Origin of the sequence: Rhodanobacter soli (assembly GCF_039523495.1) — a bacterium.
Classification (GTDB): domain Bacteria; phylum Pseudomonadota; class Gammaproteobacteria; order Xanthomonadales; family Rhodanobacteraceae; genus Rhodanobacter; species Rhodanobacter soli.
On record NZ_BAAAFK010000001.1, the window covers coordinates 2,313,321 to 2,326,043 of the forward strand.

Below are 12,723 nucleotides of genomic sequence, written 5' to 3' on the forward strand. Positions count from 1 at the left end.
CAACCAAGTCGGGTCAGAAGCGAATGGCACTGAGCCACCTCTCAAAAGGGGCTCTGACCACGCAGCACGTATTACCTCTGGCAGATGGCGGGCGTCACCGACGGGCGCACTCTACGCTCGCAGGGCGGGTCTTCGAGAGGCACGATCATGTCCCCCTCCGAACTGGACGACCACTGGCTATACCAATGCGATGGCATCGTCGTCGACCCATCCGCACACCTGCTGGAACGTGACGGTCAAGCACAACCCGTGGAGCCCAAGGTCTATACGGTGCTGGTGACGCTGCTGCAGCAGGCGGGCAAGGTGGTCGACAAAGATGCGTTGCTTGATGCGGCATGGGGTCACCGCTGCATCACACCGGGCGTACTGAGCCACGCGGTCTCGCAGCTGCGTCGCGCCCTGGGTGATTCGGCGCTCCATCCGCGCTACATCGCCACCGTGCACACCATCGGTTATCGCTTCATCGGCGAGGTGCACCGGCGCCCCCGCCGTACTCCCGTACTGACCGAACCATCACCCGGTGGACGCGTTCGCTGGCATCGAGGCCACCTTCTCAGCAACTTCAGCTTCCGCCTGGCCACCCGGTGAATCAAAGCGGGTCAGAGCCCGTTCCGAAAGCATCCTTGTTCCGTCGCGGGCGGTGGGCTGCACGGACGCTGGTGCAACGGCCGATCATCGCCTCGATCTCGCGCTGGAATCGCGGCGTGCCAAGCGCGTTGCTGTTGCACGTACGCACTCATCTCGGCCAGGCAATCATCGCGGACTTCGAGCCAAAGGGCATTTAACTTCCTCCGTCCCGGTTTCGCTCAAGACCCTCGGCCTATCAATCCGCCGCAGCGCCTCCGCCTCGATTGGGATTAGGATGGTGCGTGCGACAGCAAGCCAATCTGCGTACGGCGCGCAAACGCCGAAAACGCCGAAAACGCAACACGCCAATTGATCAAGGAGCGGACCATGAGTTCGACTCGCAATCCAGGCCGAGTGGCGGGGCTTTGGTATCTGCTGCTGGTCTTCGCCGGCCCGCTGCGCCTTATCTACATCCCCGACAAGCTGTTCGTGACGGGCGACGCCGGCGCCACTGCGAGCAACATCGCAGCGAACGAGTGGCTGTTCCGCCTCGGCATCGTCAGCCAGTTGGCCGGCGGGCTGATCCTGATCTTCCTCGTGCTGGCCTTTTACCGATTGTTCGAAACGGTCGACCGGAAACTCGCCGCGATGGTGGTGATCTTCGGCGGCATCATGCCGGCGCTGCTGGATTTCGTCGGCGCCGCGCTCGACGGCACTACCCTGCTGATCGCACGCGGGGCCGACTTCCTGTCCGCTTTCGACAAACCGCAGCAGGACGCGCTGGCCATGCTTTTCGTCAAGCTGGCCGGCCAGCAAATCACGGCAGCGGAAATGCTCTGGGGCGTGTGGCTGTTGCCGTTGGCCCTGCTGGTTTACCGGTCGCGCTTCCTGCCGCGTTTTCTGGGCGTGTGGCTCGCCATCAACGGCCTGGCCTATGTCCTGCTGTGCCTGACCGGCGAACTGTGGCCGCAATACCACGCGGCCGTGTTCAACTACGGGCAACCCGCGTTCTTCGGCGAGGTGGCGCTGATGCTGTGGCTCGTGGTTAAAGGCGGCAGACCACCGGTGGAGGCGTAAGCTCCCCCGTCAAGCGGACACCTGCAAAGCAGAATCGCTGGCGTGCCGTTGACAGTACTCGACGGGGCTCAAACCGCCGCAAAACCCGCAGCAAAAAGGCGCCCCCAAGGTGTCAGGACAATTTGAGCCACCGGGCGGACGGCCAACCGGCCGCACCCGGCAAACCGACCCGTGCGCGCCTCGACCCATGCACGGAACCGGTCGGATCCCAACACCTTCTGCTGCTGCAGATGGCAGCGGATCTCCGTGACCAGTTCGTCAGGCAAGGCATCCGCAAACAAAGCCCGATAGGCCGCTGCACGAGCCGCAGGATCGGCACCCAGCGCAAGGAACTCGGAAAAGGCGGAAAAGGCGTCGGGGACAATTTGAACGATGCGTGACAGCGTCCCGCCTCGGGCCGCCTGCGGCCGCACAAATCTAGTGGCCGCTTCGTCCCAAGCATTCAACCGCCGTCAAAAATTGTCCCTGACACCTTTTTCCTGACGGTCGCAGGCCGGAAACGGGGTTTGGCTTCGAGCCAGTCACTCTGAGAGATCGCGACCGTCGGCACCCGTGTTGTACGCAGGACCGCACGCGGACCGAGCCATCAAGGGGTGGGCCATGAGCCCGAGACTCTGTGCGACGCATGACGCGCACCTGGACGGGATCCGCGATGACCGATGAGTGTTTGGCAAGCAGCAGGGGCCGCTGACGCGGCCCTAACCAGAACGGTGACTGGCGCGATCTTGGCGCTGCATGAAACACAGCTGCGGGTGATCAGCGGCAAGATGGGCACTCACTCTTCGGGGTCACCGGGGAAGAGCAAGTGCGGGCCTACGGACGGCGAAATGGTGACACCTTTTTTGCCTAGGTTAGCCCTTGCTCAACCTAATCCTGTTGTGGTTCAAAATAGCCAGAGCTACAAATATCAAGCCAAGCCTGGCCAAATGGGCTATTTGTCGCCTGCTTCTCAGCCAAAACTAATTTTTCGCCATCGTCAACACTCAAAATCTCATCACCAAAATAGCAAAAGCAAAAAACCTTAACGGAGCTATTGGCAGCCAATCCTAAAAGTTCGCCAAAACCACTAGATGAGGTAGGTGGAGAGCCCACGTCGTAAACACACCAACTATCATCCTCATACACAGAATTAAGCTGACGCCACAGAAATTGTGGGAGGCCACTCCCCTTTTTTAACAAAAATTTGTTTGCGTCACTCCGAATAAAAAACCGCATCCCAAAAACTCTTTCGCCATAGGACTTAAAAGGATTTTCATAACCCCAGCATGAACCCTCCATAATTGACCTAACAAAACCAAGAGTGACACCCAATCCAGAGCTCTCCACCAAAAACGGAGCGATCAAGAGATCTGGATGCTTCAAGAAATTTATCCCGGATATTAACCAGTCAGAATCATCTCCAGATCCGAGTTCAAGCATCACCTCTTTGGGCAGACGATCTTGAAGCAAGAAATCATCCAATGGGATCCATCCACTCTTAGCCAAACCAATTAACTGTGCACGCGCCTTAGCTCCATACTTTTTAAGACAGTCACCAACTCTCTTTATAGCCAGAGGAATATTGGACGGAACAGCATCGATGGAAAGCGCAAGATAAATATCTCTGCAATACTCATCGGCGACAGACTGTACAAGCTCATCCTGAAAGGGATAACGATCCTCCGCCAAGCCACTTCTTTGAATGGTAAGTGGAAGTCGACCATCCTTATCATCAATAAGTAGTGATGGGTGAGCGACGCGGAATCCGCTCGAAGCGCCAGAAATATTTATATCCGGCAAACTCGAATGGTACTCCACGTTGCATACAAACAATCCATTGCAGCAAAGATAGCTGTAATTAGAATAATACCCAGAAATTTTACTCTCGTAACTCCAAAAAACACCGTCAAAGCCCTTGGTAGATACTGAAGTCCAAGAACTTTCCCTATCCACCAAAGGCCCCTTTATAGTTACCTTGGGATTACGATCTTTCCACTCGCCCTCGCTATGAATTCTGTACCGGACAATTGGGCGATCATAGACATACCAATCCGCAAAGCCCACCTCGCGAGATGAGCCTTTTAGCAATTCTTCCGACACGCGCTCATCCGTAATCTTCACCGAAATACTTGTACCAATTTCCATAGCAACGCGGGAAATCTGAATTAGGCCATTATCAAGCCTAATTTCAAACTTAAGTCCTCTACCAGTTTCATCTAGGAAATGGCGCGTTGATAGCGTGATTACAGGGCCTATTAGAAAAGCAGCCAACGCTCCCACTCCGAAGCGACCAGAGCGCCGCACGGCAGATCCGCCTGTCTCATCAAGGTATTCGCTCTTCCACCACTTGCTATTTCGGAACGAAGCTCCCGCGCGCAAGAAAAATGACTCGACAGTCTCTAACGTCATACCAACACCATTGTCAGTAATCCGAAGATAACTAGACGAGGGGTTAGATACGTCGAGCTCCAACTCAACCATGGGCACGTATGGCTCGCCCAAGCCAATATGATGAGTGGAGGAACAGCTTTCACGCTCAAGCGATGCGTCAATAGAGTTCTGCAAAAGCTCCCTGACACCTACGCTTGGTTTATTTCCATATAACGGCCCAACAAGCAAGTGGAGAAGCTCAGCAGACGCAGTGGTCAACCTAACTTCTCTTGGGATGTAAACTGGCCTATTAGTTCGCTCAAACTCTTCGACATCATCCAAATTAGAATGAAGCCGCCTTACGGTTAGACCTAAATTTGATAAATCCCTTACTCGCCCATAGACTTCTCCAAGGAGGGCCCAAGACTCATCTAACTCCCTTTGCAGATCCTTGAACAGAGATCGTAGTCCGCAAAATATATCCACGTTTTTGGGATCGGCAACCACATTCAGCGCTTCCGGATCATCACCTAGCTGATGCAGCTCTAAAACCGCGTGATGTTTTGCCCACTCCTTTCTTGAAACTGGGCTTTTAAGACCACGCAGCTGGAGGATCTGCGTAGGCGCACGCGCCGAATCTATCTGAATATAATCGGCAATACGCAAGATAGCCATTACAAATGGCGCGTGAATTTCCATGTATATACGACGACTCAGGCGAGGAATCATATCAACGGAAGCGCGTATACTCATATTATGGCTGCGAGCAAGGAAACCGTACAGATCCCTCAACTCCATTGGAAAGTTCTTAAACGGAATGAAGTGAGTGCAGCCTTCGCTTCCAGGCACGCCGTTCAACGCGATTTGATGCGCCACGCGAGCATGATTTCTGCGCAAAAATTCGCCCACCAAAAGCTTCTGACGGTCGCTTAAGGAATGAAATTCCTTAAGCATTTCTGGCGGCTCAGAATCACCAAATACTGAAATTAATTTATCAGCATCCCAGCGGCCCGCTTCTTGCTCGAAATTCGCGTACTCATCTTGCCAAGGCGACTCACCAAAGAATAGAGATGACTCAACTTCGCCCGCTGTTTTCAGGAGCGTGAAAAAGCCATCCACGGAGAGGTGCATGGCGCAATCGTGAAGTAGAACGGCAGAAATTATTGCCGCCCCATCTTCTGGCGTGAGAAAGTCCCACGCGTCCGGCGCAATCAGGCTCTCAGCTGATCTAAGGACATTGGTAACATGCGCAATTCCATGATCAGTATATTCAAAAAAGAATGGCGTTTTGTTATCCGCTAACCAGATGGAAAAATCGGACACTGCGCTTTCAATTAAACCATAAATCGCCGAGTCCGTTAAAATTAGTTGTGCGAGTTTTCCCGGAAGTTCAATTTTCAGAACATATGGCTTGATCATTTTCTCACGGTCCCTAACATGAAATAGCTTCCTTATTGAGTTTCCGGAAACGGAGTCACCATTTCGCCGCCTAAGTCAAACGATCAAAGCCTATAAGTCCCTGCCCTCATCACACCCGCCCTCGGCCACACCGGGCACAACGCCTCCACCGCCTCCATCAACTCCACCCAATCCGACAGATCACCCCTGCCCGCCTGCACGACATCCAGCACGTCGCTACCGACCAGCGGCTAGCGGACACCTTCATGCTCTGTCGTTGGCGATTTCGGCGAGTAATTCATCCAGCAGCCCCCTGCAATCGAACAGCGCGAAGTGCCCCTGCACGTCGGCTACTACTCAAGCCACCTTCTTGCCGCGCACCAGCCTTCCCTCATCCTGCAACCGCTGATACAACGACCCCGCACTGAAATCCAGGCCGTTCGGCCAAGCCAGTGCACCAAGCTCGATGAAGTGGCGTGCAAAGAACGCCGGATCACGCAGTGGCACTGTCATCTCCGTGTCCATTTCAACGAACCTGGAAAAATCGAACACACCCGAAGCACCGTCGGAGAAACGCAGCAACAGCTGATGCCCCTCTCTTGGTTCGACCGCGATCAATTTAATCATTGTCGGCTCCCGGAATCCGGCTAAGTGGCTGCAGCGCCTGTGCGCGCATCCAATTCTGCTCCAGCTCTTCGTGATGGTCGAGGCACCACTGTTTCACCAGGGCAAGCGCGCGCTTCGGCAGCTCGCCTTGCACGATGCTGCCATCTTCGATGGCAACCAGCGCCTCGTGCCCCTGGTATTCCACGTGTACGTGTGGCGGCGCGTGATCGGCGAAATACATGCGCACATAGATACCGAAGAAGCTGGAGATGATCGGCATGGGTTACATGTTCCGCCGGTATTCGCCGCCGACTTCATACAACGCATGACTGATCTGCCCCAGCGAGTTGGTCTTCACCGCCTCAATCAGCTGCTCGAACACATTCCGCCGATCGCGCGCCGTCGTCTGCAACACCTTCAAACTATCTGACGCCAACGCATTGCGCGCCTCCCCGTAGCGCTTCACGTTGTCGATCTGCTGCCCCTTCTCCTCCGGCGTGGAGCGGATCAGCTCGATCTTGGTGGCAACTTCGCCAGCGTGCTCTTTGGGCAGGAAGGTGTTGACCCCGATCAGCGGCAGCGAGCCGTCGTGCTTCTTGTGCTCGTAGTACATCGACTCTTCCTGGATCTTGCCGCGCTGGTACATGGTGTCCATCGCGCCGAGCACGCCGCCGCGCTCGCTGATCGCCTCGAACTCCTTGTACACGGCTTCTTCCACCAGGTCGGTGAGGGTGTCGACGACGTAGCTCCCCTGCCACGGGTTCTCGTTGAAGTTGAGGCCGAGTTCCTTGTTGATGATCATCTGGATCGCCACCGCGCGGCGCACGCTTTCTTCGGTGGGCGTGGTGATGGCTTCATCGTAGGCGTTGGTGTGCAGGCTGTTGCAGTTGTCGAACAGCGCGTACATCGCCTGCAGCGTGGTGCGGATGTCGTTGAACTGGATTTCCTGCGCGTGCAGCGAGCGGCCGGAGGTCTGGATGTGGTACTTCATCATCTGGCTGCGGCTGCTGGCACCGTAGCGCTCGCGCATGGCGCGGGCCCAGATGCGGCGCGCGACGCGGCCGATCACGGTGTATTCCGGGTCCATGCCGTTGGAGAAGAAGAAGCTGAGGTTCGGCGCGAAGTCATCCACCTTCATGCCGCGGGCGAGGTAGTACTCGACGATGGTGAAGCCGTTGCTGAGGGTGAAGGCAAGCTGGCTGATCGGGTTCGCGCCGGCTTCGGCGATGTGGTAACCGCTGATCGACACCGAGTAGAAGTTGCGCACCTTGTGGTCGACGAAGTACTGCTGGATGTCGCCCATCATGCGCAGCGCGAATTCGGTGGAGAAGATGCAGGTGTTCTGCGCCTGGTCTTCCTTCAGGATGTCGGCCTGCACGGTGCCACGCACTTTGGTGAGCGTGTCGGCCTTGATGCGGGCGTAGGTTTCCGCGTCGACCAGTTCGTCGCCGCAGACGCCGAGCAGGCCGAGGCCGAGGCCGTCGTTACCCTTGGGCAGGTCGCCGTGGTACTGCGGGCGCGGCACGTTCTGGTAGAGCTTGTCGATGGTCTGCTGCGCGGCGGCCCAGCGCTTGTCGTCTGCCTTCAGGTACTTCTCGACGTTCTGGTCGATGGCGGTGTTCATGAACATCGCCAGGATCATCGGCGCGGGGCCGTTGATGGTCATCGAGACGGAGGTGCTGGGCGCGCTGAGGTCGAAGCCGGAGTACAGCTTCTTCATGTCGTCCAGGGTGGCGATGTTGACGCCGGAGTTGCCGATCTTGCCGTAGATGTCCGGGCGCGGCGCGGGGTCTTCGCCGTACAGGGTGACCGAGTCGAACGCGGTGGACAGGCGCGTGGCGGCGCCGCCCTGGCTCAGGTAGTGGAAGCGGCGGTTGGTGCGCTCGGGCGTGCCTTCGCCGGCGAACATGCGGGTGGGATCTTCGCCGCTGCGGCGGTACGGATACACGCCGCCGGTGTACGGGTAGTGGCCCGGCAGGTTTTCGCGGCCGAGGAAGCTGACCAGTTCGCCCCAGTCCTTCGACTTCGGCGGGGAAACCTTCGGGATTTTCTGGTGGCTCAGCGAGTCGCGGTAGTTGTCAACGCGGATGACTTTGTCGCGCACCTTGTATTCGTTGACGTCGGCGGTGACGGATGCATACAGCGCCGGCCATTCGCGCAGCTGGTGGATGGCTTCGTGGCTGAGTTCCTTGAGCGCGGCGTTGTAGCGCTGGCGCAGGAGCAAGATGCTGCGATCCACCACATGCTCGTCGCGCTCTGGTTCTTTTTTGCCGTCATTCCGGCGCAGGCCGGAATCGCTCTTCGTCGCCGAATGCGCGGCCTTTGCACTGTGTGCTTCGTGCGCGATGGGTGATGCGATCCCGGCCTGCGCCGGGATGACGGCTTGGGGGGTTGAAGCGTTTGGGGTGGTGACGGGCTGGTGCAAATCCGCGCTGGCGTAGAGGTCGAGCGGGCGCGGCAGCTTGTCGTCGCCCAGTTCCTTCAGCGCCTCGTAGTAGTGCTGCGCCTTGCTGGCGAATTCGGCCTGGTGCGCGATGCCGCTGTTGATGCCGCGGCCCTGCTCGGCGATCTCGGCGAGATAGCGCACACGGGCACCAGGGATCAGCACGGTGGCGCGCGGCGATTTCAGCGTGGTGTCGAGCTGGGGCGACCATTTCTCCGCCGGCAACTTGAGCTTGTCGCGCATCAGCCGGCACAGGTTGGTGAACATCCAGGTTACGCCCGGATCGTTGAACTGGCTGGCGATGGTGGGATATACCGGCACGTCTTCGTCGGCCACCTTGAACGCGGTGTGGTTGCGCTTCCACTGCTTGCGCACGTCGCGCAGCGCGTCTTCGGCACCGCGCTTGTCGAACTTGTTCAGCACCACCAGGTCGGCGAAGTCGATCATGTCGATCTTCTCCAGCTGGCTGGCGGCGCCGTAGTCGCTGGTCATCACGTAGACCGGGAAGTCGACCAGGTCGACGATCTCCGAATCGCTCTGGCCGATGCCGGCGGTCTCGACGATGACCAAGTCGTACGGCTGGCTCTTCAGGAAATTGATGCAGTCGTGCAGCACGATGCTGGTGGCGGCGTGCTGGCGGCGGGTGGCCATCGAGCGCATGTAGACGCGCTTGGAGCGCAGCGAATTCATGCGGATGCGGTCGCCCAGCAAGGCGCCGCCGGAACGACGGCGGGTGGGATCGACCGCGAGCACGGCGATGCGCATGTCGGGGAACGCGTGCAGGAAACGCAGCAGCAGTTCGTCCACCACGCTGGATTTGCCCGCACCACCGGTGCCGGTGAGGCCGAGCACGGGCGTGTGCTTGCCGGCCAGCTTCCACTGCTTGCGCTGGTGTTCGAGTTCGGCGTCGCCGAGCTTGCCTTCCTCGATCGCCGAGAGCATGTGGCCGATCGAGATCTCGTCGTCGATGTCGACCTGGGGCAGTGCGTTGGTTTCGGACTCGGCGTGCTTCGCGGCGGCGCTGCCGGCGCGCTGCATCACGTCCTCGATCATCTCGACCAGGCCGAGCTTCATGCCGTCGTTCGGGTGGTAGATGCGCTCGACGCCGTAGGCCTGCAGCTCGCGGATCTCTTCCGGCGTGATGGTGCCGCCACCGCCGCCGAACACGCGCACGTGTCCGGCGCCGCGCTCGCGCAGCATGTCGATCATGTACTTGAAGTATTCGACGTGGCCGCCCTGGTAGGACGACAGCGCGATCGCGTCGGCGTCTTCCTGCAGCGCGGCGCGCACCACGTCCTCGACCGAGCGGTTGTGGCCGAGGTGGATCACTTCCGCGCCCTGCGACTGGATGATCCGTCGCATGATGTTGATCGCCGCGTCGTGCCCATCGAACAGGCTGGCCGCAGTGACGAAACGCAGTGGGGTGGTTTCCGTCTGCGGGGCGCTGGCGGGGACGTGCTTGGCGGGGGAACTCATGGCAACTCCGGACATCGTATGCGATCAACTGGGCAATTCTAATGGGGATCGGCGCCAAGGGCTTGCTGCGGCGCGTGTACCGGACCGTATAGGGCGATGATCCCGACGGGATCCGGACGCGCCCGACCGGCTTACGCAAGCCGCGATTTGCTTGCATACTCGCCACCGGCGAGGTGTGGCGGGGGCCAGCCAAGGGGACAAATCACGAAGAGGCACAGAGGGCCACCAGGCCCGGCGCGACGTTGCCGGGCGCGGCGCAGACGGACGCGTGGCTGCCGAAAGCGACGCGGACGCCGGAACCGGCGAGCCCAGATGCTCCCGTCTGCCGCGCGGAGCCGATCGAGTTTCACGCAACCTGAGGGAAAGCACGCATGAAGAAAGCAATGTTCGGCGCACTCCTCGCCATGGCGACGATGGTCGCCCAGGCCAGCTCCATCAAGGATATCGAGTCCTCTGCCGTCGTCAGCGGAACCATCGTGCTCGCCAAGGACGGCACGGTGCAGATGGCTGTCGTCGACGACGGGGCCAAGTACGGGCAGCCCATCGCGGACCTGGTGCGCAAGGCTGCATTGCAGTGGCGGTTCCAGCCCGTACTGCTCCATGGCGAACCCGTGGTCGCCAAGGCCAGCATGCACGTCCGGGTCGTGCTCAAGAAAATGTCCGACGGCAACTTCAACGCGCGCGTCAAGGGCGCCACGTTCGGTGACAGCAACGCGGACTCCGCCGATACGCTGCACAACGCCGAGGGCAACAAGAGAATCCCGCCGAAATATCCCGAGGCAGCGATCCGCGGCCGCGTGCAGGGAACGGTGTACCTGGCGTTGCGCGTGGATCGCAGCGGTCACGTGGTTGAAGCCGTCGCCGAGCAGGTCAACCTCGGCAATATCGGTTCGGACCACATACTCAAGCAATACCGCACGATCCTGGCCGAGTCGGCCCTCAAGGCGGCGCGCCAGTGGAGCTACGCGATTCCCACGACAGGCCCGCTGGCCAAGCAGGACAGCTGGACCGCGCATGTCCCGGTCAACTACACCTTGAATGTGATGAATGCGCCCAAGCCCGACCGCACTTGGGTGAGCTACGTTCCCGGGCCGTACACGCCGGCGCCGTGGATCGACAAGCCGGACATGAACGCGGCTGACGCCCTCGCCGACGATGCCGTGCGGACCGATGGCGCAGGACCGACGCTGCTCTCCCCGTTCAACCATGGCTGACACGTCGCAGCGCACGCCCATCCGGACGGGCGTGCGCCAACCAGGGCCCTAAGCCACGCCGTACGGCAAATTGGGCGAACCTACCACGCGCTCGCCCACCGACTCGCCGCGCACGAAGGAGAGCGCGGTGTCGATCACCTCCGGCGCATCGAGCACGCGGCGATGACCCAGCCCCTGCGTGGTGAACAGTCGCGCACCGGGCCAGAACTGGGCGTAACGCTCGCCCTCGCCCCATGGCACGTCGGCATCGTCGAGATCGTGCACGATCAATGCGGGCTGGCCCAGCGCAGGCAGATGGCGATGCACCTGCAACTGCTCGACGCTGATGCCGGTACGGCGCAGCAGCCAGTCGTAGAACGGCTGGCGCAGGTGTTCGCCCAGGCGCACGAAGCGGAAGAAGCGGCTTGCCGCTGCCTTCATGTCGGCGGCGGGCGCCACCAGGATCAGCCGATCGGCATGCCAGCTTTCGTCCTGCGCAAAGGTGACCGCGGCGCCGCCGAGCGAGTGGCCGATTGCGAGCGCGGCGTTGCCGTAGCGCGCGCCGATCGCGCGGACCGTGGCGATGAATTCCGGCAGCGTGCACAGCTTGCCGGTGCTGTGGCCGTGGCCGGGTTGGTCGAAGCTGACCACGGCCAGGCCTTGCGCGCGCAGTTGCGCCACCCACGGCAGGAAGCGCAGGCCGAAGCTGGACCAGCCGTGCGCCAGCAGCGCGTAGGGCTGGCTCGATGGGTCGCCCCAGATGTAAGTGGCGATGGTTTCGCCGTTGACGTGCAGCTCGCCGCGCTGCATGTCCTCGTCGCCCTGCGCCGCCTGCGCGCGGCTGCGGCTGCTGGCAAACGGGGTGGCGAACAGGCGCGCGGCGCGGTTCACCGTGCGCTTCGGCGCGATCCGGCCGCCCAGCACGAAGCCGGTGCGCACGGTGGTGAGCTTGAGTCGGTCGATCACGGTGGACATGGGTGTTGCCTCAGGTTTGCCAGCTGCGCCACAGGCGCTCGAAGGCCGCGCGGGTGCGGCGGCCGGCTTCGTCGAACCCGAACAACCCGGCGTCGTGGTGCAGGCCGAGCATCAGGGCGTAGATCTCGAAGGCGAGCTGGGCGACGTCGGTGTCGCGGCGCAGGTGGCCCAGTTCGACCGCCTGCGCGATCGCCTTCTGCAGCTCGTCGCGCCAGCCGGCCTGCTGCCGCACCACGCCGTCGTGCAGCGCGCCGTCGCGGCCGTCGTACTCGCTGGCGGCGGACAGCAGCACGCAGCCGCTCTGGTGCTCGCGGCCCCACTCGAACCAGTTCGCTACGATCGCGCACAGCCGCGGCAGGCCGCGCGGCTGCTTCAGCGCCGGCAGCAGCACCCGGGTCATGAAGCGCTGCCGGCCGGTGTCGAGCACGGCCAGTTGCAGGTCCTCGCGCGAGCCGAAGTGGGCGAACACGCCGCTCTTGGACATGCCCACGTCACTGGCCAGATTGCCGATCGACAGGCCTTCCAGCCCGTCGCGGCGGGCCAGCGCGTAGGCATGGTCGAGGATGGTGTCGCGGGTGGCCGCACGCTTGCCGGGGTGGGTGGCGATCGTCATGGCTGCATAAATAGCACGACCGTTCG

Annotated in this window: 10 protein-coding genes; 3 read left to right on the forward strand and 7 right to left on the reverse strand. The window is 60.5% G+C overall.

The features are described 5' to 3' along the window. The first annotated feature begins 147 nt into the window (after positions 1-147). Both ABD024_RS10595 and ABD024_RS10600 read left to right on the forward strand, forming a co-directional pair. Complete coding sequence (locus ABD024_RS10595) at positions 148-588, forward strand: winged helix-turn-helix domain-containing protein (RefSeq protein WP_343852372.1); 441 nt, start codon at positions 148-150, stop codon at positions 586-588. A gap of 348 nt (positions 589-936) precedes the next feature. Beyond that, a complete protein-coding gene (locus ABD024_RS10600) occupies positions 937-1,644 on the forward strand; it encodes a DUF4386 domain-containing protein (RefSeq protein ID WP_343852374.1) in 708 nt (235 codons plus the stop codon). A 68-nt stretch (positions 1,645-1,712) separates the two neighbouring features. On the opposite strand, the gene ABD024_RS10605 is transcribed toward ABD024_RS10600, so the two are convergent. From ABD024_RS10605 to ABD024_RS10625, 5 genes are all read right to left on the reverse strand, one after another. Beyond that, the gene (locus tag ABD024_RS10605) at positions 1,713-2,090 is read right to left on the reverse strand and encodes a hypothetical protein (RefSeq protein WP_343852376.1); all 378 of its coding nucleotides are present in this window, start codon (positions 2,088-2,090) and stop codon (positions 1,713-1,715) included. A 421-nt stretch (positions 2,091-2,511) separates the two neighbouring features. Beyond that, positions 2,512-5,412, reverse strand: coding sequence for an HD domain-containing protein (locus tag ABD024_RS10610; protein WP_343852378.1), 2,901 nt, complete (start codon positions 5,410-5,412; stop codon positions 2,512-2,514). 336 nt (positions 5,413-5,748) lie between these two features. Then, on the reverse strand, positions 5,749-6,018 hold the full coding sequence (locus ABD024_RS10615; RefSeq protein WP_343852380.1) for a DUF2442 domain-containing protein: 270 nt from the start codon (positions 6,016-6,018) through the stop codon (positions 5,749-5,751). Then, positions 6,011-6,277 carry a DUF4160 domain-containing protein gene (locus tag ABD024_RS10620; RefSeq protein WP_343852382.1) on the reverse strand — a complete coding sequence of 89 codons (267 nt, stop codon included), beginning with the start codon at positions 6,275-6,277 and terminating at the stop codon, positions 6,011-6,013. The genes ABD024_RS10615 and ABD024_RS10620 overlap by 8 nt, the downstream gene beginning before the upstream one ends. Before the next feature lie 3 nt (positions 6,278-6,280). Then, positions 6,281-9,916: a methylmalonyl-CoA mutase family protein gene (locus ABD024_RS10625; RefSeq protein ID WP_343852384.1), complete on the reverse strand. Its 3,636-nt coding sequence runs from the start codon at positions 9,914-9,916 to the stop codon at positions 6,281-6,283. Between the two features lie 371 nt (positions 9,917-10,287). Between ABD024_RS10625 and ABD024_RS10630 the strand changes: the two genes are divergently transcribed. Continuing rightward, positions 10,288-11,130, forward strand: coding sequence for an energy transducer TonB (locus ABD024_RS10630; protein WP_343852386.1), 843 nt, complete (start codon positions 10,288-10,290; stop codon positions 11,128-11,130). 48 nt (positions 11,131-11,178) lie between these two features. Here ABD024_RS10630 and ABD024_RS10635 read toward each other — a convergent pair whose 3' ends face one another. Together ABD024_RS10635 and ABD024_RS10640 are read right to left on the reverse strand one after the other, a co-directional pair. Beyond that, positions 11,179-12,084: an alpha/beta hydrolase gene (locus tag ABD024_RS10635; protein ID WP_343852388.1), complete on the reverse strand. Its 906-nt coding sequence runs from the start codon at positions 12,082-12,084 to the stop codon at positions 11,179-11,181. 10 nt (positions 12,085-12,094) lie between these two features. Further along, positions 12,095-12,697: a TetR/AcrR family transcriptional regulator gene (locus ABD024_RS10640; protein WP_343852390.1), complete on the reverse strand. Its 603-nt coding sequence runs from the start codon at positions 12,695-12,697 to the stop codon at positions 12,095-12,097. Positions 12,698-12,723: the final 26 nt, after the last annotated feature.